We start from the raw sequence: 22,775 nt of genomic DNA, 5'->3' as shown, positions 1-22,775 counted from the left end.
CACCCCTGCACCGGAGATAGAAAAATGGCGACTGCCGTAGGAAGTGCACCGACCCGATCCAGGGCCGAGGAGACAAGCAAGGTTGATCCCGTGGTGGCCCGGATCCAGGCCAACCCGAAGTACCAGGAGCTGCGCCGCAAGCGCAGCGGCTTCGGCTGGATGCTCACGGCGCTGATGCTGGTCGTGTACTACGGCTACATCTCGCTGATCGCGTTCAACAAGCCCTTCCTGGCCACGCCGCTGGGCCAGGGCGTCACGACGCTGGGCATTCCGCTGGGCATGGGGGTGATCCTTTTCACCATCGTCATCACCGGCATCTACGTGCGCCGCGCCAACAGCGAGTTTGACGCGCTGACGGCCGAAATCCTGAAGGACGCCGCCAAATGAGCAGCAAGCAGTTGAAGACCCTGGCCGCGCTGGCGGCCCTGGCCGGCGCGGGCTCCGCGCTGGCCGCGGGCGCTGACGTGGGCCAGGCCGCCAAGCAGGCGACCAACTGGACCGCCATCGCCATGTTCGCCATCTTCGTGGCCGGCACGCTGTGGATCACGAAGTGGGCCGCGGCCAAGACGCGCTCGGCCGCCGACTTCTACACCGCCGGCGGCGGCATCACCGGCTTCCAGAACGGCCTGGCGATTGCGGGCGACTACATGTCGGCCGCCTCCTTCCTGGGCATTTCCGCCGCCGTCATGGCGTCGGGCTACGACGGCCTGATCTACTCCATCGGCTTCCTGGTGGGCTGGCCCATCATCACCTTCTTGATGGCCGAGCGGCTGCGCAACCTGGGCAAGTTCACCTTCGCCGACGTGGCCGGCTACCGCTTCAAGCAGACCCCCATCCGCGCCTTCGCCGCTTCCGGCACGCTGGTGGTGGTGGCTTTCTACCTGATCGCCCAAATGGTCGGCGCGGGCCAGCTCATCAAGCTGCTGTTCGGCCTGGAGTACTGGATGGCCGTGGTCATCGTGGGCGCGCTCATGATGGTCTACGTGCTCTTCGGCGGCATGACGGCCACGACCTGGGTGCAGATCATCAAGGCCGTGCTGCTGCTGTGCGGCGTGAGCTTCATGGCCTTCATGGTGCTGGCGCAGTTCAACTTCAGCCCCGAGGCGCTGTTCGCCAAGGGCGTGAGCGTGAAGACGGCCATCGCCATCGCCGCGGGCAAGACGCCTGAAGAAGCGGCCAAGACGGGCCTGTCCCTCATGGGCCCGGGCGGCTTCATCAAGGACCCCATCTCCGCCATCAGCTTCGGCATGGCGCTGATGTTCGGCACCGCCGGCCTGCCCCACATCCTCATGCGCTTCTTCACCGTGCCTGACGCGAAAGAAGCCCGCAAGAGCGTGTTCTGGGCCACGACCTGGATCGGCTACTTCTACATCCTGATCTTCATCATCGGCTTCGGCGCCATCACCCTGGTGCTGACCAACCCCGAGTTCGCCGACACGGCCAAGGGCGTGATCAAGGGCGGCGCCGGCACGGCCAACATGGCTGCGGTGCTGGTGGCCAAGTCGGTGGGCGGCGACGTGTTCTTCGGCTTCATCTCGGCCGTGGCCTTCGCCACCATCCTGGCCGTGGTCGCGGGCCTGACGCTCTCCGGCGCCTCGGCCGTCTCGCACGACCTCTACGCCACGGTGTTCAAGAAGGGCAAGGCCGACAGCGCCTCCGAGCTGCGCGTCTCGCGCATCACGACGCTGACGCTGGGCGTGCTGGCCGTGGTGCTGGGCATCGTCTTCGAGAAGCAGAACATCGCCTTCATGGTGAGCCTGGCCTTCGCCATCGCGGCGTCCGCCAACTTCCCCGTGCTCTTCATGAGCGTGCTGTGGAAGGACTGCACCACCAAGGGCGCCGTGATCGGCGGCTTCCTGGGCCTGATCAGCTCGGTGGGGCTGACCGTGGTGTCGCCCTCGGTGTGGGAAGCCACGCTGGGCAACCCCAAGGGCTCGGCCTGGTTCCCCTACACGTCGCCGGCGCTGTTCTCCATGACCATCGGCTTCGTGGGCATCTGGCTGTTCTCCATCCTGGACCGCAGCGCGCAGGCCACCAAGGAGCGCGCCGCCTTCGCCGTGCAGCAAGTCCGCTCGGAAACGGGCCTGGGCGCCGCCGGTGCCTCCGGCCACTGATCGCCGGCAGACACGCCTACACACACGCCAAGAGCGGGGTTCAGCCCCCGCTCGCAGCCAAAAGGCCGGGTTCACCCCGGCCTTTTTTTCGCCTGCGCGGCCATGGGAGTAACGCTCATCAAGGGCCACGAATCGCTGCCGAAATCAAGACACAGGCGGCAAAACAACAAGTGCCAAACGGCTACGTGAGGTTTTGCTGCGTTGCAATAGACAATCAAACGTGACCTATGTCTCAATATGAATCCTAGGGAGTGTCCCGTGGCCTGTTGAAAAGGTGAGCGTCCGTGGTTAATAGGAACGCCGCCGAAGGCCGACAGGAGTGAGGAGTTCCATGTCCAGCGCGCAGGGGCAACTGGCCCCGTCCACGGCCGTAGAGCCGCCGCCGTACCGCATGCAGCGCCTGCAGCATCCGCGGCAGGCGCTGCTGCGCTATGTGGCGGGCACGCGCGCGCTGCTGGCCCTGAGCGCGGGCCTGACGCTGCTGCCCGCGGCGCCCAACCGGCTTTCGGCGCTATTGCTGCTGGGCTATTCGGTCGGCGCGGCGCTGCTGCTGGCGCTGTCGCTGCGGGGCTTGCCACTGGCGGGCTGGCGCGTGTGGCTGTGGCTGGATGCGATGGTGCTGCTGCTGGCCAGCCTGGTGCTCACGCAGCAGCTCATGGCGCTGACGGCGCTGACCGTGCTGCCGGTGGTGGCCATGGCGCTGCTGTGGGGGCTGGAGTCGGCGGTGCTCATGGCGCTGTCCTGCGCCGCGGGGCTGTGGCTGTTCACCGGCGCCGGCCACGGCGAGCCGCTCACCCTGGCCGTGCCCTGCGTGCTGCTGGCACTGGCGCCGGCCGTGGCACTGCTGGACCGCCCCGGCGGGGCGCTGCGCCAGCGCCAGCGGCTGCTGGAGGCGTTCTCGCAGCAGGCCGATCCGCGCCACGGCCTGGAGCAGCAGATGCGCGTGCTGCTGGGCCTGTTGGGCGAGCACTTCACGCTCGCGCGCGCGATGCTGGATATGCCCGGCCCCGAGCCGCGCGTGTTCTGCTGGGAACCGCCGGCGCGGCTGACGGTGCTTGAAGGCGCAGCGCTGCAGCGCTGGCGTGCGCAGCGCGAGTCCTTGCCGGCCGACCTGGGCTTCATCAGCGGCACCGAGCCCGCGGTGTGGACGCGCGCGCTGCACCCGGCCAGCGGCGTGCCGGCGCCGGCCCCGCAGGGCGAAACCAACCGCGTGCTGTTGGGCGCCGGCGCCCAAGCGCTGTGGTTGCCGCTGCGCAGTTACGGCCGCACCCAGGGCCAGCTCTGCCTGGTGCGCCACGAGCCGCCCTTCACCGCGTCCGACCTGCGCGGGCTGCACGCCCTCATGCGCGAGCTGCTGCCGCTGCTGGAGCGCACCGACCTGCTGGAGCAACTGCAGCACGAAACCGCGGCGCGCGAGCGCGAGCGCATAGGCCGCGACCTGCACGACAGCGCCGTGCAGCCCTACCTGGGCCTGAAGTACGGGCTGGAGGCCCTGGCACGCGTGGCCGGCGCCGACAACCCCATCAGCCCGCAGATCGCGCAACTCGTGCAGATGACCAACGAGGAGCTGCAGACGCTGCGCGACACCGTGCGCGGCCTGCGCCGCGGCCATGACCCCTACGCACCCAACGGCACGCTGGCGGCGCTGCAGCGCCAGGCGCAGCGCTTCGAGGCGCTGTACGGGCTCAAGGTCGAGGTAACGCTACCTGAGCATGCGCCGCCGCTGCACGGCAGCCTGGCCAAGGCGCTGCTGCACCTGTTCAACGAGGCGCTGACCAACGTGCGGCGCCACACCCGCGCCACCACGGTCGCCGTGCGGTTCGACGTGCAAGCCGACGAGCTGTGCATGCGGCTGCGCAACGACCGCCCCGCAACCGCCCTGCCCGCGCCCTTCACGCCGCGCTCGCTCAGCGAGCGCGCGCGCGAGTTCGGCGGCCAGGTCACCGTGACCCACCCGCCGGGCTGCACCGAGGTGGCCATCACGCTCCCACTGACAGGAAACACCCCATGAACGCCAACAACAACACCGGGCCCATTCGCGTGCTATTGGCCGATGACCACACCGTCGTCCTGTGGGGGCTGCGCCAACTCATAGACAGCAACCAGCCGCTCATGCGCGTGTGCGGCACCGCCTCCAACCGGCGCGAGCTGCTGGCGCACCCGGCATTGGCCGAGACCGACGTGCTGCTGCTGGACCTGGGCCTGGCTGACGGCGACGCGCTGGACTGCATACGCCAGGTCAGCGCCGCGGGGGTCAAGGTGATCGTGCTCACCGGCAACCTCAACGCCGCGCAGCACCTGCAGGCGGTGATGCAGGGCGCGCGCGGGGTGGTGCTCAAGTCCCATCCCACCGACATGCTGCTGCGCGCCATAGAGCGCGTGCATGCCGGCGAGGTGTGGGTGGAGCGCGCGCTGATGGCGCAGGTGCTGGGCAACGTCTCCGGCCTGGCCGCCAGCGGAGGCGCCGCGCATGCCCCGGCCGTGCCCAGCGAACACGCGCAGCGCATCGCATCGCTCACGCCCAAGGAGCGCCAGGTGGTGCAGGCCGTGGTGCAGCACCGCGGCGCCAAGGGGCTGGTGGTGGCCGAAACGCTGGGCATGAGCGAGCACACGCTGCGCAACCACCTCACGGTCATCTACAGCAAGCTCAACCTGCACGGGCGGCTGGACCTCTACGCCTTCGCGCTGGAGCACGGGCTGGCCACGCTGAGCACCAGCACCTCGCGGCAGTCGCTCAAGGATTTCGACCCGGCCTGAGCCTGCTTGCGGCGGCTCAAGGACAAACATCCCACGCCATTACGGGCACTTCCGCTCTGTGCAAGCTCGCGGGCGCGGCCTAGCCTGCAACGCATGGAAACCATTGCATCCGCCCCCGCAAATGCCAGCAAATCCGTGCCGGCACGCTTCGTATCGGTGCTGGTGGTGGACGACCAACCCGGGCTGCGCCTGGGGCTGACGCTGCTCATAGACGCCGAGCGGCCACGGCTGCGCAGCGTCGGCTCCGCGGCCAACGGCGAGCAGGCGCTGGCCCTGGCCCGCCAGTTGCAGCCCGACGTGGTGCTGCTGGACGTGAACCTGGGCCACGAGGACGGCCTGGCGCTCATCCCGCTGCTGCAAGGCATCGCGCCCTGCTGCCGCGTGCTCGTCCTCACCTCCATGGCCGACGAGCAGGTGGCGCAGCGTGCGCGCCGCCTGGGTGCCCACGGCTTCATGCTCAAGACCGCGCCCGCCACAGAGTTGCTTGAGCAACTTGTCAGCCTCGCCCGTAGGGGCTGAGCGCCCCACACCGGCGCCCTGGCCGGCCGTCCCACGCGCCCAGGCCACGCCCTCGCTCCACGTCTTCCCCAGCCTCGCCGGTCCACGCGGCCTTGGCGGCTCGCCCAGCTCGCCCAGCTCGCCCAGCTCGCCAACAGCCAAAAGTCCACGCTCACTGCGCGTCAAGACGGCACAGGCCTTGAGCGTCCCCTGAGCTGCGGGGGGCTGTTTTGTACCGGCCGCCTAGGGATAGGACACCCACTGCGACTAGTTCAAGGGTCCGATGGTGCCCCCTGGGGTGGCTGCCTACATTGATACCCATGGCAACGCAACACACACACCGCAAAGCTCCCCGCTGCCATGGGGTGCTCAACGGCCGGGGCGTTGTCCATGAGGCCCGTCATCCCGGCACTTCACAAAGCGCCGTGGACCCACAAAGACAGGCCTGACCCGCGCCGGCAACGGCATCTGTCTTGTTTACCAGAGAGGAAAGACCATGAACTTCATCAACTCCATCAAGCGTTTCGTTCGTGACGAAGACGGCATCTCCACCGTCGAATACGGCCTCGTGCTGGCGCTGGTTGGCGTGGTGGTGGCCGCCGGCCTCGGGACTTTGGGCGGCAATATCAACAGCAGCATCGAAGCGCTGGCCCAAACCGTGAGCGGCCTCTTTTAAGCAGAAACAGGCGACGGCCACGCCGCAAGGGCGCATGAAGCTCGCATGCCGGCGGACTCTGCCTGCCGGCATGCTTGATGCCGCAACCATATGTCCATGAGCCGCTTGGAACCTTGAGGCCTCACGCTTGGCCGCTGCTCCCTGCCGCACAACGCCACGTCCACGGACCCGCACCATGAGCCTGCAACTGCTGTCGCTGTCCTTTCTCGCCGCACTGCTGCTGGCGGCAGTGGCTTGCGACCTGCACCAGCGCCGCATTCCCAATGCGCTGGTGCTGTACGGCATGGCGCTGGGCCTGGCGTTCCAGGCCTTTGCTGCCGCAGGCCAGGGGCTGCTGCAGGATGGCAGCCAGGGTGTGGCGGCGGCGCTGCTGGGCGGCGTGGCCGGCTTGGCGTTGTTCCTGCCTTTCTACGCCCTGCGCATGCTCGGCGCCGGCGACGTCAAGCTGCTGGCCATGGTGGGCGTGTGGCTGGGCGCCACGGCCGTGCTGCAAGTTGCTTTGTGGACGGTGCTTGCCGGCGCGCTGCTGTCGCTGGGCGTGATGCTGGCCACCGGTTCGCTGCGCACGGTGGGCCGCAACCTCCGCACCCTTTTCACTCTCGCGTCCTTGCGTTGTGCAAGCGGCGCAACGCCGCAGGGCACGGCCGCTACCGGCCGGCTGCCCTACGGCTTGGCCATCGCCGCGGGCAGCGGCGTAGAGATGGCCCGCCTGCTGCTGTCAGCCTGAACCAGGCCAGGAGTTTTTCACCATGACCAAGCGCACCCGCGGAATTCTCGTGCTCTTGCTGGCGCTGCTGGTCGGCCTGGCCTCGGTACTGGTCGCGGCGCGGTGGATGAACGGACGGGCCGCGGTCAGCCATCGCATCGCCGTGGTCCGTGCCGACATGGACACCGGCGCCAAGCTTTCGGCCGAGGCCGTGGAACTGGTGGACTGGCCCCGCACCAGCGTGCCCCCGGGGGCGTTCACGGACGTCAAGGCCTTGGAAGGCCGCGTGACCCGCACGGCCCTGGCGCACGGCGAGCCCGTTCTTGAAGCCCGGCTGGCGCCCGTCGGCACCAAGGGCGGGCTCTCCGCCGTGGTGGGCGAAGGCAAGCGCGCCATGACCGTGCGCGTCAACGACGTCATCGGCGTGGCCGGCTTCGCGCTGCCGGGCACTTACGTGGACATCATGGTCAACACCCGCAGCCCGGGCGCGCGGCACGAGGACGAACAGGACCGCTCCATCAGCAAGATCGTGCTGGAGCGCATCCTGGTGCTGGCCGTGGCCCAGGAAGCCAACCGTGACGAAACCAAGCCCAAGGTCGTCAACGCCGTGACGCTGGAGCTCTTGCCCGCGCAGGCCGAGGCGCTGGACCTGGCCCGCAGCGTCGGCACCCTGTCGCTGGTGTTGCGCAACCAAGTCGATCCGCAACCCAGCAGCACCGTCGGCGCCACCAAGGGCAGCTTGCTGGGCGTGCAGGTGCAGCCCGTGTCCACGGCAGCGCCCATTGCCGCTGCGGCGCCGGCGCGGCGCATGGCGGCAGCCCCCGCCGCGCAGCCCACGCCCGCTCCCAAGCAGGACTGCGTGGACGTGATCCGGGGCGTCACTAAAACCCGCGAATGCTTTTGATGACGGCGCAGTACACCCCCATGAGTACCCTCACGCACACCTGCCGCAGCCGCCGGCACGCCGTACTGCACCAGGCAGCCTTGGCCGGCATGGTGCTGACGCTGCTGTCAGGGCAGGCCGCCGCGGCGTCCGGCGCGGCAACGGCAGCGAGCACGGCCGCACCGGCGCGCTGCAGCCGGCTGGAGATCGCACCGCCGGTGCAGATCAGCGTGGGCAAGTCCACCGTGCTGCGCCCGGCCGGCCCCATCAGCCGCATCCTGCTGGGCAATGCCGAAGGCTCGCGCGGCGGCGCCCCGCGCGAGACCGCCGCCGACACCAGCCATGAGGCCAAGCCTGCGGCGGGCATGACCCCGGCCCAGGAGCGCCAGCGCCCGGGCGTGGCCGATGTGGACGTGCTGCTGCTGGGTCCCACCGAGGTGTTCCTGCTGGGCAAGACGCTGGGCTCGACCAACGTGGTGCTGCAGGAACAGTCGGGCCGCTGCACGGCGGTGGACGTGGTGGTGAGCCTGGACGTCACGGGACTGCAGTCGTTGCTGGCTCAACTCATGCCCGAAGAGAAGGACGTGCGCGTGACCGCGGCCTTCGAATCCCTTGTGCTCTCGGGCACCGCCAGCACCGCCGCCGCGGCCGCGCGCATCTACGAGCTGGCCAACGCCTACGTGCGCGGCCCGGGCCACGGCACGGCGCCGCCGCCCAGCCTCTACGGCGTCAACCCTCGCATCATCAACCTGATGGGCACGGGCGCGCCGCAGCAGGTGATGCTGGAAGTGAAGGTGGCCGAAGTGTCCAAGTCGATACTGGACCAGTTCGGCATCGACTTCTCGCGCGCCTACGCCAGCGCCGACGGCTCCACGATCCGCTTTCTCTCAGGCCTGCTGGGCGGGGGCGCCGCCACGCTGGGCCAGATCGCCGGTGCCGGTGGCACCGGCACGCCGCTGAGCTCGGTAGGCTCGGTGGTGGGCGGCTCCATCCCGTCGAGCATCGGCAGCGCAGGCAACGTCACGCAGACGCTGACCACCATCAACGGCCAGGTCGTCCCGGTCTACACCACCACCTACGGCACCGTGCCCGCGCGCGGCGTGACCAACCTGAGCGTCAATGCCCAGAAGACCGACGGCGTGGTCAAGATCCTGGCCGAGCCCACGGTGATGGCCATCAGCGGCCAGAAGGGCAGCTTCCTGGCCGGGGGCAAGATCTTCATTCCCGTGGCCGTGGACAACGGAAGCGGCGGCCGCACCGTGACGCTGGAGGAAAAGGAGTTCGGCGTCTCGGTGGGCTTTCTGCCCACGGTGCTGGACGGCGGGCGCATCAACCTGGAAGTGGCCTCGGAAGTCTCGGAGCTCAACCGCGAGGGCGTGGGCCTGACCGTGCCGGGCGCGTCGGGCCTGGCCGTGCTGCCCTCGTTCACCTCGCGCCGGGCCAAGACGACGGTGCAGTTGGCCGACGGCCAGAGCTTCGCCATCGGCGGCCTGATCAAGAACAACATGACCACCAACGTGCGCGCCTTCCCGGTGCTGGGCGAGTTGCCGGTGATCGGTGCGCTGTTTCGCAGCACCGACTACCAGACCGACAAGTCGGAGCTGGTGTTCGTGATCACGCCGCGCCTGGTCAAGCCGCTGCCGCCGGACTACGCGCTGCCCACCGACCGCTACCTCCCCCCCAGCCGCACCGACGTGCACCTGCACGGCCGCCTGGAAGGCAGCCGCCGCGAGGAGGAAGCGCCAGGCACGGCGGCCCCGTCCGAGCCCGCCGCCGCCACGCCTGCCGCCGGCTTCCAGCTCAAGTGAGGACACCCGCCATGAAAAGCCCCGCGATGCTGCTGCCGCCCCTGCTGGCCATCCTGGCCGGCTGCGCACAGACCACACCCGGCTGGGACGAGCGCTTTGGCGACAGCGTGCGCCAGGCACGCGCCCAACAAACCATAGACCCGGCCGCCGGCCAGCGCGCCGCCGCGCTGGCCGGCCTGGACGGCAAGGCCAGCGTGGGCGTGATGCGCGCGCTGGGCATCTCCTACGGCTACTCGCTGCGCGAACCGGCACCGCCCGCGCTGGTCATCACCCTGGTGCCCGGCACCCCCGGGGGCCAATGAACGCGGGAGAGCGCTGGTGCGACGGCATCCATCCCTTGCAGTGCGCCGCCAGGCGCAGCGCGGCGGCATTGCGCTGCTGTTCGCGTTGCTGATGGTGCCGATCATGGGTTTCATGGGGCTGGCGCTGGACCTGAGCCGCATCTACATCAACAAGACCGAGCTGCAGGGCGCTGCCGATGCCTGTGCGCTGTCGGCAGCCTGGCACCTGCAGACCACCCCCGTCACCGCTGCGGCCTTCACCGGCGCCACCAACGGCGGCAGGTGGATTGCCGCCATCAACAAGTCCAATCTGCAGGCCACGGCCATCCCCACGAGCAGCGTGACCGTTGAGTTCGGAACGTCTCTTTCGGGTGGCGTTTGGAACACCGCGGCGTCGGCCGTTCCCGGCGCCTCGCTCGTGCGCTGCAAGATCAGGCGAGCAAACATCGAAAGCTGGTTCCTGCAAGTCGTGGGTGGGCTCGACCATTTCCAGATCAGCGCAGAAGCCACGGCCGCCATCCCGGCTGCCGGCTCCACCAACTGCGGCGCGTCCACAGGCAACTGCAACCAGGCTCCCAGCCTGGTGTTCTAGAAGGCCATGGCCATGCATCGTGTTGCAAGCCCCCGCTCCAGCCAGCGACATTGGCGCGGCAGTGCCCTGCTGGAGCTCGTGGCCGTGGTGCCGATACTGGCACTTCTGGCGGGCCTGTCGGTGGAGTTCGGCCGTGTGCTCTACACCTACAACACGATCACCAAGGCCGTGCGCAGCGCCACGCGGCACCTGGCCCTGACCGACAGCAGCAACGCCTCCAGCGCTGCGTGGACGCAGGCCCGGCAGGAAGCCTGCCAGCTGGCGCTGTTCGGCACCCTTGCCGGCGGCAGCACGCCGCTGCTGACCGGGCTGACCAGTTCCATGGTGCAGATCGACACCAGCGGCAGGCTGGTCAGCACCGTCTACGGCAACAGCAGCAGCGGCTGCGGCACCAACTGCGGCATCAGCTGGGTGAGGGTCACCATCAGCGGCTACCGCTACACACCCCTGTTGGGCAGCGTGTTGCCCGCCTCGGTACTGCAAGGCGGCCAACTGGCGCTGGAGCCCATCAGGCTCACGATGCGCGGCTGGCCTTTTGCGACCGCAACGCCCACCTTTGCGTCAACGAGCACATCATGCGCCGCGCTCATCTGAAACCTTCGTCAAATCGCACTGGCACCCGTGGCATGGCCGCGCTGGAACTGGCCGCGGCCATGGTGCCCTTCATGGTGCTGGTGCTGGCGCTGCCCGAGTTCTGCAAGCTGGCCTGGGCATGGAATGCTGCCAGCGAGGCCACGCTGTTGGGCGCGCGCAAGGCGGCCGTCTGCGGCCTCAATTCCGCGGCCATCAAGACGCGCATGCGCGAAGTCATGCCCTGGCTGCAGGACGACAACATCGTGATCGCCTACGAGCGTCCCGGCGCCACGAGCTGCACCGCCAGCGGCGCCACCGCGTGCCGCGTGGTGCAAGTGTCGCTGTCGGGTTACCAGCAGACGGTGGCGCTGCCGATGCTGCCAGCGCTGACCGTGTCCTTGCCTTCCTTCACGACCTCGCTGCCGCGCGAGGTCATGGACAGCAGTTGCTGAACCCTCTCACACCGGCCACACCCATGAAGATCCAGGTCATCTCCCCGGACCCCAAGCGCACGGCCCAGGCTGTGCAGATGCTCAACGGCATGGACTTGCTGGAGGTTCAAGGCAGCACGGCAGCGCTGCACGCCCTGCCCCAAGCCGTCAACGCCAGCATGGCTTCGTTGCTGGTGCTGGACGGCGTGGACGCCTCGGCGCTGGGCGCCGTGAGCCGCTTCACGCACGAGCACCCGCAGGTGGACACGCTGGTGTTGTCGGCCGAGATATCGCCGGACTTCCTGCTGCAGGCCATGCAGGCCGGCGTACGCGAAGTGCTGCCCGCCGCGGCCGACGCCGCGGCACTGCGCGCGGCGGTGCAGCGCGCCCTGCACCGCCGCGCGCCGCCTGCGGCTTCCTCGACGACGCCGGCGCAGGTGCTGTCCTTTCTCGGCTGCAAGGGCGGCAACGGCACCAGCGTGCTGGCGGCCAACCTGGCGTACCGACTGGCCGGCAACGGCGCGCGCCGCGTGGCCCTCATAGACCTGGACCTGCAAAGCGGCAACTCGCTGCTGCTGCTGAGCGACCAGCGCGCCAGCAGCGACGTGGCCGAGGTCGCGCGCAACGTGCAGCGGCTGGATGCCGACCTGCTGCGCGCGGCCATGGTGCAGGTGGACGAAACGCTGTTCGTCCTGCCCGCGCCGGAGGACATCGGCCAGGCGCTGGAGGTCAAGGCCGCGCAGGTCAAGGCCATCGTCCAGCAGGCGCGCCAGATGTTCGACTTCGTGGTGCTGGACCTGGGCGGCCGCATAGACCCGCTCACGCTGCAGGCCCTGGACCTCTCAGCGCACATCTACGCCGTGCTGCAGCTCAAGCTGCCGCAACTGCGCGACGCCCGCCGGCTGCGTGCGCTGCTGAACTCGCTGGAGGTGCCCCCACACAAGGTGCACTGGATCGTCAACCGCTACGACCGGCATGGCGAGCTGCCGCTGCAGTCTCTGGTGCAGGCCCTGGACGGCACGCCGGTAAGCACCGTGCCCAACCACTTCGACGCGGTCTCCACCGCGGTGAACCAGGGCCAGCCCATCGCGCGCAACAGCCCGGTGGCCCGCGCGCTCGACGACATGGCCCGCACGCTGCTGCCCCAGGAAGCACCGCGCAAGGAAGGCTGGCTGGCGCAACTGCTGGGCAGCCGCTGAAGAACGACATAACGCCGCAAGGAAGGCCCATGAACCTGCGACAACAGTTCGCTTCACTGCTGTCCGTGGAGCAGCCCCAGGCGCCGGCTGCCGCCGCACCGGCGGCACCCATGGAAGCGCCGGCGCACGACCAGCAGGCCTACCAGCGCATGAAGTCCGACGTGCACCGGCTGCTGCTTGGGCGCATGGACCTGCAGGCCCTGGAAACCATGGCCCCCGAGCGGTTGCGCCAGGAGCTCAGCGTGCTGGTGGAGCGCGTGCTGGGAGAGGAAAATCTCGTGCTCAACGCCGCCGAGCGGCGCCGCCTGGTGCGCGACGTGCAGCACGAGATGCTGGGACTTGGGCCGCTGGAGCCGCTGCTGGCGGACCCGACCATCTCCGACGTCCTGGTCAATGGGCCGCGCCAGGTCTGGGTGGAGCGCCGCGGCAAGCTCAGCCTCACCGACGTGGTGTTCGCCGACGACGAGCACCTCATGCGCATCATCGACAAGATCGTCTCGCGCGTGGGCCGCCGTGTGGACGAGTCCTGCCCCATGGCCGACGCGCGGCTGCCCGATGGTTCGCGGGTCAACGTCATCATCCCGCCGCTGGCGCTGGACGGGGCGCAGATGTCCATACGGCGCTTCGCCGTGGTGCCGCTGACCATGGACGACCTGGTCGAGTACAAGACGCTCACGCCGCCCATGGCGCAGATGCTGCAGGCCCTGGCCAACGCCGAGGTCAACCTGCTGATCTCCGGCGGCACGGGCAGCGGCAAGACCACGCTGCTCAACATCCTGTCGGGCTTCATTGACGCGGGCGAGCGCATCGTCACCATAGAGGACGCGGCCGAGCTGCAGTTGCGCCAGCCCCACGTGGTGCGGCTGGAAACGCGCCCGCCCAACATCGAGGGCCGCGGCGAGGTCTCACAGCGCGATCTGCTGCGCAACGCGTTGCGCATGCGCCCGGACCGCATCATCCTGGGCGAGACCCGCGGTCCCGAGGCCATGGACATGCTGCAGGCCATGAACACCGGCCACGAGGGCAGCATGACCACCATCCACGCCAACACGCCGCGCGACGCGCTCTCGCGGCTGGAAGCCATGCTCTCCATCGCGGGCTTCAATGCGCCGCCGCGCGTGGCGCGCGCGCAGATCGCCTCGGCCATAGGCGTGGTGGTGCAGGCCAACCGCCTGAGCGACGGGCGGCGCAAGGTCACCAGCATTGCCGAGATCACCGGCATGGAGGGCGACATGGTGTCCATGCAGGAAATCTTCACCTACAAGCAGACGGGCGTGGAAGCCGATGGCAGCGTCAAGGGCCACTTCCAGGCCAGCGGCGTGCGCCCGCGCTTTGCCGAGCGGCTCAAGGCCCGCGGGCTGGTGCTGCCGGAGACGATGTTCGACCCCTACACACGCTGGGAGTAAGCGCCATGGACCAGGGCTTCATCCTCTTCGGCGTGCTGCTGTTCGTGGCCGTCGTCCTGGCGCTCGAAGGCCTCTACCAACTCTGGGCCACGCGCCACAGCGCCGAAGCCAAGCGCCTGGCGGCTCGACTGCGCAGGCTAGAAGGCGCGCCGCCGCAGGCCCCCCTGAGCCTGGACCGCCGCGATGCGGCGCAGCAGCAGGGCTGGCTGCATGGCGGCGCGCTCGGGGAATTCCAGCCCCTGCAGCGGCTGCACGACTGGGTACGCAGCGCGGGCACCCGGCGCACGCTGGGACAGTTGCTGCTGGCCAGCGTGGCGCTGTTCCTGGCCGGTGCTCTCGTGCCTTTGCTGCGCGGCGCGGGCGGCATGGTCGCGCTGGCCTGCGCTCCCACGCTCGCCGCCCTGCCCTGGCTGTGGGTGTCACAGCGCCGCGCCAAGCGCATCGAGCGGTTGCAGCAGCAACTTCCCCTGGCGCTGGACCTCATGGGCCGCGCTTTGCGTGCCGGCCACACCTTGTCCTCGGCGCTCAAGATGGTGGGCGACGAAGTGGCCGACCCGCTGGGCAGCGAGTTCCGGCAGCTTTGCGACGAGGTGAATTTCGGCATGTCCATGCCGGAGGCGCTGTCGCGGATGGCGCAACGCGTGCCCCTGGACGACGTGCGCTACCTCACCGTGGCCGTCATGATCCAGCGCGAGGCGGGGGGCAACCTCACGGAGTTGCTGGACAGCCTGGCGGCACTGGTGCGCTCGCGCTTCAAGCTCTTTGGGCAGGTGCGCACCTATTCGGCCGAGGGGCGGCTGTCGGCCTGGATCCTGGGCGTCATGCCCTTTGCCGTGTCCGGCTTCATGCAACTCGCCAACCCGGAGTTCATGGCCACGCTGTGGACCGATCCGACGGGGCGCAAGCTCGTGGGCAGCGCCCTGGTCATGATGGCGCTGGGCGCAGTGTGGATGCGGCAAATCATCCGCATCCGTGTCTGAGGAGATCTCATGGACATCATGGAAATCAGCCTGCTGGTCGGCGTGTTCGTGGCCTCGTCGGCACTGGTGCTGCTGGTCGGCCGGCTCATTACCAAACCGCCCGTGGACCAGCGCGCCCGGCAACTGCTGGAGGAGGCGGGCGCCGCACCCGGCAAGACGCACTGGATAGAGCGCATGGCGCGCAGCACCAGGACACTGGCCAAGCTGTCCGCCGAGGAGGGAGGCGACAACTCGGCGCTGCGCCGGCGGCTGTTCAACGCGGGCTTGCGCCATCCCATGGCACCCACGGCGTTCTTCGGCATGAAGACGGCGCTGGCCATGGTGCTGCCGCCGCTGTTGCTGGCGGCGCTGTCCCTGTCGGCGCACCCGCCGCAAGGCCAGGCGCTGATGAGCATGCTGCTGGCCGCCGCCGCCCTGGGCTACTACCTGCCCAACGCCGTGCTGGCGCGCCTGGTGGCGCAGCGCCAGCGGGAAATCTTTGAAAGCTTTCCCGATGCGCTGGACTTCATGATCATCTGCGTGGAGGCCGGGCTGGGCATAGAGGCGGCGCTGCAGCGCGTGACCGAGGAGCTGGTGCACCGCAGCCGCGTGCTGGCCGAGGAGTTCCAGCTCGTGGCCCTGGAGATGCGCGCGGGCGCGCCCCGCGAGCGGGCACTGCACAACCTGGCCCTGCGCACCGGCGTGGAAGAGGTGGAAGGCTTCGTCTCCATGCTCGTGCAGGCCGAGCGCTTTGGCACCAGCATCGGCCAGGCGCTGCGCGTGCACGCGGACATGCTGCGCACGCGGCGGCGCCAGCGCGCCGAGGAAACCGCCGCGCGCGTGGGCACCAAGCTGCTGGCGCCGCTGGTGTTCATGATCCTGCCGGCGCTGCTGCTGGTCATGCTGGGCCCGGCCATGCTGCGCATCATGGCCACACTGCCCACGCTTTTCAAACACTGACGCGACGGGCATGAACCCCACCGCATCACACCGCGCAGCCCTGCCGCTGTCCCTGGCGCTGCTGCTGGCCCTGGGCGGTTGCGCCACCAAGCCGGTCAAGACCGCCTGGCGCATCGAGCCGGTGCAGACGGTGTCGCACGGAGCGCCTTCGGCCGACGGCTACTACGCCATAGGCCGCCACATCGAGCGCTCGCGCGACTGGGCCCGCGCCGCCGACGCCTACCGCCAGGCGCTGCAGGCCGATCCCGCACACGTGGACGCGCGCAACGCGCTGGCCGTGGCGCTGGCGCGGCTGGGCCGCCTGGCCGACGCCGAAGCGCAACTGCGCCAGGCGCTGGCCGCCGCGCCGCAGCGCGCCGACCTGCACAGCAACCTGGGTTTCCTGCTGCTGCTGGCGCAGCGCCCGCAGGAGGCGCAAGCCGCGCTGCACACTGCACTGGCGCTGGACCCGCAAGACCGCGTCGCGCAGGCCAATCTTCAACTCGCCCAGGGACGCGCCCCCGCGACGCCCGCGCCTTCCACGGCGCAGGCCGCGGCCACGGCGCCTGCCGTCACGGCAGCGGCGAAGCCAACGCCAACGGCGGCGGTCCCGGCCGCCGTGGCGCCACCGCACACACCGACCGGCCTGGTCCTGCAGGTCACGGACCAGCCCACGCTGGCGTCCCTGGTACGCCAGGAAAGCGGCACGCCAGCGGCACCCACTCCCCAGGCGGACGCATCCCCGTCCAAGGTGAACGCCACCGCGCCTGAGCCGCCCTTGACCGCCTTCACCCTGGAGATCAGCAACGGCATGGGGCGCCGCGGCGTGGCGCAGCAGTTGCTCCAGCAACTACAGCGCCAGGGTTTGGCGGTGCAACGCCTGGGCAACCAGCCGCCCTACCGCCAGCCGCACACGGTGGTGAGCTACCGGCCCGGCCACGAGGCGGCGGCACGCCGCGTGGCGCGGGCGCTGCCGCTGTCGGCGCCCCTGATGCCGGACGCCTCGCAGCGCAGTGGCGTGCGCGTGCTGCTGGGCCACGACTGGCCCGCTGCCGTGCAGGTGCCCGGCACCAGCGTCGCCACGGCGGCTGCCGCCCAGGCCAGCACCGCCCGGGAATAAAACCGGCGCGCCGCGCGTACACGGCCTGTCCCTTAGCCAAGAGGAGAGGACGTGATGAAGCTGAAATTCCTGGCCGCGCTGTCACTGACGGGCCTGCTGCTGCAGGGTTGCGCTACCGCAGGCGGCACCGCTCCGGCCAAGGTGGCCGACGGCGCCCTGGTGGGCTCCAACGGCATGACGCTCTACACCTTCGACAAGGACGCTGCCGGCAGCGGCAAGAGCGTGTGCAACGGCCCCTGCGCCACCAATTGGCCGCCGCTCATGGCCGCGGCCGACGCCAAGGCCGATGGCGACTGGAGCGTGGTCACCCGCGACGACGGCTCCAAGCAGTGGGCCTACAAGGGCAAGCCGCTGTACTACTGGACCAAGGACGGCAAGCCCGGCGACCGTACCGGCGACGGTTTCAATCAGGTCTGGCACACGGCCACGCCTTGATCCCATGGTGAGCCGGCGCCCTGCCGGCTCCCTCCCCGGCGCGCGCCGGGCTCCCGGCCGCCGCGGCCGGGGCACCCCAAGGGCCGCGGCGCCCTGGTCATCCGCCTGTCGCAGGGATGCGGTTCCCTGGCGGATGCTGCGGGCAATCCGGCGCCGCCAAAGCCTTGTGGCGGCAGCCGCAGTGACCCAGGTCAGGCCGCCGCCTTGCCCGCGCTGCAAGACCCGGCCGCCTGCGCTAACGTAGCCGGGATGTCCAGCCCTCGGTTGGGCATCGCCCATCGCCCAACCCTCGCTAACGGGGGCGATAGGCGCAGTCAATCGGCCCCATTTGATTAACTTTTCCAAACGGAAGGTCGATGGCTATAGTATTCAACCCGTCCCTTCAACCACCCACAGGAAATACGCAATGTCCCTGATCAACACCGAAGTCAAACCTTTCAAGGCCACCGCTTTCCACAACGGCAAGTTCGTGCCGGTGACCAATGAGGACCTGAAGGGCAAGTGGTCGGTCCTGATCTTCATGCCGGCTGCGTTCACCTTCAATTGCCCGACGGAAGTCGAAGACGCCGCGGACAACTACGCCGAGTTCCAGAAGGCCGGTGCCGAGGTCTACATCGTCACCACCGACACCCACTTCTCCCACAAGGTGTGGCACGAGACCTCGCCGGCCGTGGGCAAGGCCCAGTTCCCGCTGGTGGGCGACCCCACGCACCAGCTGACCCGCGCCTTTGACATCCACATCGAGGAAGAAGGCCTGGCCCTGCGCGGCACCTTCGTCATCAACCCCGAGGGCGTGATCAAGACGATGGAAGTGCACGACAACGCCATTGCCCGCGACGTCAAGGAAACGCTGCGCAAGCTCAAGGCGGCCCAATTCGTGGCCTCCCACCCGGGCGAAGTCTGCCCCGCCAAGTGGCAGGAAGGCGCCCAGACCATCAAGCCGTCGCTGGACCTCGTGGGCAAGATCTAAGTCGGAGAAGCGGGCGGTCTTCGCCCGCCCTTCTCTGTGTCGCGGCAGCCCTGCTGCCGCGGTCTATCCAGCCGGGCCTCCCGGAAAGCGCCACCCGCGCACACGCCCCCAGGGCGCTTTCCATGCGGCCACGAGCCCGCAAACGAACCCCTATAGCCAACGCTTTCGATCCGAAGGACACACCGCCATGTTGGACGCCGATCTCAAGGCCCAGTTGAAGGGCTACCTGCAGCGCCTCACGCAGCCCATCGAGCTGGTGGCTTCGCTGGACGACTCCAAGGGCTCGCAGGACATGCTGGCGCTGCTGCGCGACGTGGCCGAGCAGTCCGACAAGGTGACGCTGGTCGAGAGCCGCGGCGACGCCGAGCGCAAGCCTTCCTTCCTGATCCGCCGCGTGGGCACCGACATCGGCGTGCGCTTTGCCGGCCTGCCCATGGGCCACGAGTTCACTTCGCTGGTGCTGGCGCTGCTGCAGGTGGGCGGCTACCCGCCCAAGGTCGAGCGTGAAGTCATCGAGCAGATCGCCTCGCTCGACGGCGACCTGCACTTCGAGACCTACATGTCGCTGTCCTGCCACAACTGCCCGGACGTGGTACAGGCGCTCAACCTGATGGCGGCCGTCAACCCGCGCATCAAGCACACCGCCATCGACGGCGGCCTGTTCCAGAAGGAAGTGGAAGAGCGCCAGATCATGGCTGTGCCCATGGTCTTCCTCAACGGCAAGCTCTTCGGCCAGGGCCGCATGAGCGTGGAGGAAATCCTCTCCAAGGTGGACACCAAGGCCGCCGAGCGCGATGCCGCCAAGTTCAGCGCCAAGGCGCCCTACGACGTGCTCATCGTCGGCGGCGGCCCCGCCGGCGCGGCCGCGGCCGTGTACGCCGCGCGCAAGGGCATACGCACCGGCGTGCTGGCCGAGCGCTTCGGCGGCCAGACCCTGGACACCCTGGGCATCGAAAACTACATCTCCGTGCTGGAGACGGAGGGGCCGAAGTTCGCCCAGGCGCTGGAGCAGCACGTCAAGGCCTACGACGTGGACATCATGAACACGCAGCGCGCCGAGCAGCTCACGCCCGCCGACGCTTCCGGCCTCGTCCAGGTCAAGCTGGCCAACGGCGGCGTGCTCAAGGCCCGCTCGGTCATCCTGTCCACCGGCGCGCGCTGGCGCAACGTGGGCGTGCCCGGCGAGCAGGAGTACCGCAACAAGGGCGTGGCCTACTGCCCGCACTGCGACGGCCCGCTGTTCAAGGGCAAGCGCGTCTCGGTGATCGGCGGGGGCAACTCCGGCGTGGAAGCGGCCATCGACCTGGCCGGCATCGTGGCCCACGTGACGCTGGTGGAGTTCGCCGACCAGCTCAAGGCCGACGCCGTGCTGGTCAACAAGCTCAAGAGCCTGCCCAACGTGCAGATCTTCACCAACGCCCAGACCACGGAGATCACCGGCGAAGGCGGCAAGGTCAACGGCTTGCGCTACAAGGACCGCGCCACCGGCCAGGAGCACCTGGTGCCGCTGGAAGGCGTGTTCGTGCAGATCGGCCTGGTGCCCAACACCGAGTGGCTCAAGGGCACGGTGGAGCTCAACCGCTTCGGCGAGATCGTGATCGACGCCAAGGGCCAGACCAACGTGCCCGGCGTGATGGCCGCGGGCGACTGCACCACGGTGCCGTACAAGCAGATCGTCATCGCCGCCGGTGCCGGCGCGGCCGCCGCGCTCAGCGCCTTCGACCACCTCATCCGCACCCCGGCGCCCGCCGCGGCCTGAGGCGATGAGCCAGGGGCTGCAAGGCCCCGGCCCTCACCCCAGGAAAAAGCCCGCCGCAGCGGGCTTTTTTACGTCCGCCGTGCAGCGCGGCTGTTCAGGTATGGCCCAGCAGCCGGCGCAGCTTGGTAAAGGCCAGGGCCGCCATGACGGCGTCGTTCATCGCGTCGTGGGCCTCGTACTGCGGCAACTCCAGGTCGGCCAGCATGGTGGAAAACCGCAGGTCCACGTTGCGGTTGCCCCGCTCGTGGGCCGGGAGCTGGCGGTTTTTCCACTCGTAGTACAGGGCCGAGACCTCGATCTTGGGCTGCGGCAGCCGCAGGCCCAGCATGGGCCAGACCACGCGGTTGAGCATGGCCACGTCGAACTCCAGGTAGTAGCCCACCAGCGGGCGGCTGCCTATGAAGCGCATGAGCTGCGCCATGGCCGCCTCCGGCGCCATGCCCTGCGCCACGTCCTGCTCGCGCAGCCGGTGCACCTTCACCGCCGCGGCCGACACCTGGCGCTTCTCCGGCCGCACCAGCAGCTCCAGCCGCTCGCTGGTGAGCACGCGGCTGCCGGCGATGCGCACCGCGCCTATGGAGACGATCTCGTCGCGCCGCCGGTCCAGCCCGGTGGTTTCGCAGTCCAACGACACCCATTCGTCGGGCGGCGGCGGCTCGAACATGAAGCGGTAGTTGTCGTCGGCCAGGTGGTAGAGCAGCCAGCCCTTCTTGAGCTTGCCCAGGGGCGCGGCCAGCGGCCCAAGGAGATTGACGGTGGACTTCACTGCAGCGCGTCCAGGTGGTAGCGCAGCCGCAGCGTGGCCTTGAAGCGCTTGACCACGCCCAGCGTGTCCTTCAGCAGGTCGCGGTCCAGGCTGTTGAGCTGGTCGGGCTTCACGCCGCCGCTGACGTCGCGGCCCAGCTCGATGTCCTGCAGCCCCGCCTTGAGCTTGAGGCCCATGAAGAAGTGCAGGCTCTGCACCACGTCCGAGCCGATCTCTGGCGCCATGTGGCCCGCGGCCACCAGCGCCTGCACGCGCTCGGCCGTGCCGCACTCGCGTATGCGCTTGTCCATGGCCAGGCTGCGCACGCCGTGCACCAGCGGGAAGATGCCGGCCTTCTTGAGGTCCAGCCGGTCGGGGTCGTTGTCGCCCAGGGTGAGCAGCCGGTTCCACCAACCGCTGTGCTCGTCGAACAGCGTGATGGCCGCGGCGAAGCGGGCCTTGAAGGCGTCGCTGTCGGCGGCCAGGGAGAACACCTCGTCGCGCAGCGGCTCCAGCAGCGCCGCGTCGCCGCACACGGCATGCGCGTCCAGGAAGATGGCCAGCGACATGAGGCTGTCGGCGTTGGGCATGAGCATCCAGCGCCGCACCGTCTCGCGGAAGGTGGACTGCGGCTGCCGCCAGGCCGGGTTGTTGATCATGATCCCGCCCGCGCACGGCGGGTAGCCGAAGTCGATGAGCGCCTGCGTGAAGCGCGTGCAGATGTCCTCCAGCTCCGCCGGCGGCGCGTAGCCGTCGCGCAGCACCAGGCCGTTGTCCTGGTCGGTCTTGAGCAACTGCTCGCCGCGGCCCTCGCTGCCCATGACGAAGAGGCAACTGTTGGCGATGAGCTCCTTGGGCGCCACCATCTGCCAGGTGCGCTCGAACAGCTTGGCGTTGAGCTCGCTCACCAGGCGGGCAATCATGCCCACGCGCGTGCCGCCGCGGTGCAGGATGGCGATGAGCTTGGTGATCTGCCGCGCCGCCTCGGCCAGCCCCTGGAGGTCGCGCGCCTGCGCGATCTGCACGCCCACCAGGTAGGAGTGGTTGGAGAGGAAGCTGAACACCTCCAGCGCCTCCAGCACGCCCTGCACGCTGCCGTCGTCATCGCGCACCACCACGCGGTGCACGTTGTGGCGCAGCATCAGCGCCAGCGCCTCGCCCACCGGGTCCGACAGCTTCATGCACACCAGCGTGAACGTGGCCAGCCGGCCCACGGGCAGCCGGTCCAGCGGCGTGCCGTCGAGGATGGCGCGCTGCAGCCCGGTGTTGGTGAAGATGCCCAGCCGCGGCGGCGTGGCCTGGTCGTCATGAACCAGCACGCTGGAAATCTTGCGCTCCTGGAACACGCGGGCCACATCGATGATGGACGTCGAGGCCTCCACCATCACCGCCGGACGCACACCGGCCTCGGACACGCGCGCCATGGTCAGCGACTGCATCTCGTGCTGACTGCGCCGCTGCGCCAGCGCCGAGAGCTTGTTGGAGAGGTCGGAGAACAGCAGCGCGCCGAAGGTGGCGTTGCGCGCGATGAGCTCGTTGACCGCCTTGCGCGCGAGCTGGTAGGCCAGCACCTCCTCCTGCGCCACGAAGCGGTTGGTGACGCGCCCGGCCACGAGGGCGCGGCCGTCGAAGGTGTCGTCGGGGCCGTAGGTGGTGATGACCTGCTGTTCCTCGTCGAACTGCTGCACGTGCCCCTTGATGAGGACGAACAGGTGGCCGGGCGCTATGCCCGGCTCCAGGATGGCCTCGCCCGCCCGGAAGTAGGCGATGTCCACGCTGTTGCGCACGAGCTGGCGTTCCTCGGCGTCGAGGCAGTCGAAGGGGGATGCGTCGAAGTTGAAAGCGCTGGGCATAGCCGGCCATTTTGTGCAGCGCCGGCTGACGCGGACTTGATCCAGCACGCCTCACCCCGCGGCCCAACCGG

General features: G+C 69.2%; 23 protein-coding genes. 21 read left to right on the top strand and 2 right to left on the bottom strand.

Annotated features, from left to right (window positions below):
* The first annotated feature begins 24 nt into the window (after positions 1-24).
* The 21 genes from SM757_RS19965 to ahpF all read left to right on the top strand — a co-directional run bounded on the left by SM757_RS19965 (position 25) and on the right by ahpF (position 20,106).
* Entirely contained in the window at positions 25-387 is a 363-nt protein-coding gene (locus tag SM757_RS19965; RefSeq protein WP_066333659.1) for a DUF485 domain-containing protein, read from the top strand.
* Positions 384-2,114, top strand: coding sequence for a cation acetate symporter (locus SM757_RS19960; protein ID WP_066333658.1), 1,731 nt, complete (start codon positions 384-386; stop codon positions 2,112-2,114). The genes SM757_RS19965 and SM757_RS19960 overlap by 4 nt, the downstream gene beginning before the upstream one ends.
* Positions 2,115-2,445: 331 nt before the next feature.
* Positions 2,446-4,125, top strand: coding sequence for a sensor histidine kinase (locus SM757_RS19955; protein WP_322466827.1), 1,680 nt, complete (start codon positions 2,446-2,448; stop codon positions 4,123-4,125).
* A complete protein-coding gene (locus SM757_RS19950) occupies positions 4,122-4,871 on the top strand; it encodes a response regulator transcription factor (protein ID WP_322466826.1) in 750 nt (249 codons plus the stop codon). Before SM757_RS19955 ends, SM757_RS19950 begins: the two co-directional genes overlap by 4 nt.
* A 93-nt stretch (positions 4,872-4,964) precedes the next feature.
* A complete protein-coding gene (locus tag SM757_RS19945; protein WP_066333646.1) occupies positions 4,965-5,390 on the top strand; it encodes a response regulator in 426 nt (141 codons plus the stop codon).
* A gap of 475 nt (positions 5,391-5,865) precedes the next feature.
* Complete coding sequence (locus SM757_RS19940; protein WP_322466825.1) at positions 5,866-6,045, top strand: Flp family type IVb pilin; 180 nt, start codon at positions 5,866-5,868, stop codon at positions 6,043-6,045.
* A gap of 175 nt (positions 6,046-6,220) precedes the next feature.
* Complete coding sequence (locus SM757_RS19935) at positions 6,221-6,772, top strand: A24 family peptidase (RefSeq protein WP_066333636.1); 552 nt, start codon at positions 6,221-6,223, stop codon at positions 6,770-6,772.
* Between the two features lie 22 nt (positions 6,773-6,794).
* The gene (cpaB, locus tag SM757_RS19930) at positions 6,795-7,655 is read left to right on the top strand and encodes a Flp pilus assembly protein CpaB (RefSeq protein ID WP_322466824.1); all 861 of its coding nucleotides are present in this window, start codon (positions 6,795-6,797) and stop codon (positions 7,653-7,655) included.
* A gap of 20 nt (positions 7,656-7,675) precedes the next feature.
* Positions 7,676-9,442, top strand: coding sequence for a type II and III secretion system protein family protein (locus tag SM757_RS19925; protein ID WP_322466823.1), 1,767 nt, complete (start codon positions 7,676-7,678; stop codon positions 9,440-9,442).
* Positions 9,443-9,453: 11 nt separating this feature from the next.
* The gene (locus SM757_RS19920; protein ID WP_322466822.1) at positions 9,454-9,744 is read left to right on the top strand and encodes a hypothetical protein; all 291 of its coding nucleotides are present in this window, start codon (positions 9,454-9,456) and stop codon (positions 9,742-9,744) included.
* A 16-nt stretch (positions 9,745-9,760) separates the two neighbouring features.
* A complete protein-coding gene (locus SM757_RS19915; RefSeq protein WP_322466821.1) occupies positions 9,761-10,315 on the top strand; it encodes a pilus assembly protein TadG-related protein in 555 nt (184 codons plus the stop codon).
* Between the two features lie 12 nt (positions 10,316-10,327).
* Positions 10,328-10,909, top strand: a complete 582-nt coding sequence (locus tag SM757_RS19910; RefSeq protein ID WP_322466820.1) for a TadE/TadG family type IV pilus assembly protein — start codon at positions 10,328-10,330, stop codon at positions 10,907-10,909.
* A gap of 32 nt (positions 10,910-10,941) precedes the next feature.
* Positions 10,942-11,340, top strand: coding sequence for a pilus assembly protein (locus tag SM757_RS19905; RefSeq protein ID WP_322466819.1), 399 nt, complete (start codon positions 10,942-10,944; stop codon positions 11,338-11,340).
* A 23-nt stretch (positions 11,341-11,363) separates the two neighbouring features.
* A complete protein-coding gene (locus SM757_RS19900; protein ID WP_322466818.1) occupies positions 11,364-12,518 on the top strand; it encodes an AAA family ATPase in 1,155 nt (384 codons plus the stop codon).
* A gap of 29 nt (positions 12,519-12,547) precedes the next feature.
* Positions 12,548-13,924, top strand: a complete 1,377-nt coding sequence (locus tag SM757_RS19895; RefSeq protein ID WP_322466817.1) for a CpaF family protein — start codon at positions 12,548-12,550, stop codon at positions 13,922-13,924.
* 5 nt (positions 13,925-13,929) lie between these two features.
* A complete protein-coding gene (locus SM757_RS19890; RefSeq protein WP_066333613.1) occupies positions 13,930-14,904 on the top strand; it encodes a type II secretion system F family protein in 975 nt (324 codons plus the stop codon).
* A 9-nt stretch (positions 14,905-14,913) separates the two neighbouring features.
* A complete protein-coding gene (locus SM757_RS19885; RefSeq protein WP_322466816.1) occupies positions 14,914-15,843 on the top strand; it encodes a type II secretion system F family protein in 930 nt (309 codons plus the stop codon).
* 10 nt (positions 15,844-15,853) lie between these two features.
* Entirely contained in the window at positions 15,854-16,942 is a 1,089-nt protein-coding gene (locus tag SM757_RS19880; RefSeq protein ID WP_322466815.1) for a tetratricopeptide repeat protein, read from the top strand.
* A 54-nt stretch (positions 16,943-16,996) separates the two neighbouring features.
* Complete coding sequence (locus tag SM757_RS19875) at positions 16,997-17,377, top strand: COG4315 family predicted lipoprotein (RefSeq protein ID WP_066333601.1); 381 nt, start codon at positions 16,997-16,999, stop codon at positions 17,375-17,377.
* A gap of 406 nt (positions 17,378-17,783) precedes the next feature.
* Positions 17,784-18,347, top strand: coding sequence for an alkyl hydroperoxide reductase subunit C (gene ahpC, locus SM757_RS19870; RefSeq protein WP_066333600.1), 564 nt, complete (start codon positions 17,784-17,786; stop codon positions 18,345-18,347).
* A gap of 187 nt (positions 18,348-18,534) precedes the next feature.
* Positions 18,535-20,106 carry an alkyl hydroperoxide reductase subunit F gene (gene ahpF, locus SM757_RS19865; RefSeq protein WP_322466814.1) on the top strand — a complete coding sequence of 524 codons (1,572 nt, stop codon included), beginning with the start codon at positions 18,535-18,537 and terminating at the stop codon, positions 20,104-20,106.
* 94 nt (positions 20,107-20,200) lie between these two features.
* Here ahpF and SM757_RS19860 read toward each other — a convergent pair whose 3' ends face one another.
* Complete coding sequence (locus SM757_RS19860) at positions 20,201-20,872, bottom strand: 3'-5' exonuclease (RefSeq protein WP_084267266.1); 672 nt, start codon at positions 20,870-20,872, stop codon at positions 20,201-20,203.
* Positions 20,869-22,704, bottom strand: coding sequence for a DUF294 nucleotidyltransferase-like domain-containing protein (locus SM757_RS19855; RefSeq protein WP_322466813.1), 1,836 nt, complete (start codon positions 22,702-22,704; stop codon positions 20,869-20,871). The genes SM757_RS19860 and SM757_RS19855 overlap by 4 nt, the downstream gene beginning before the upstream one ends.
* Between the last annotated feature and the right edge of the window lie 71 nt (positions 22,705-22,775).

The organism is Azohydromonas lata (assembly GCF_034427735.1).
GTDB lineage: Bacteria > Pseudomonadota > Gammaproteobacteria > Burkholderiales > Burkholderiaceae_C > Azohydromonas > Azohydromonas lata.
This window is presented reverse-complemented; position numbering and strand designations above follow the sequence as displayed.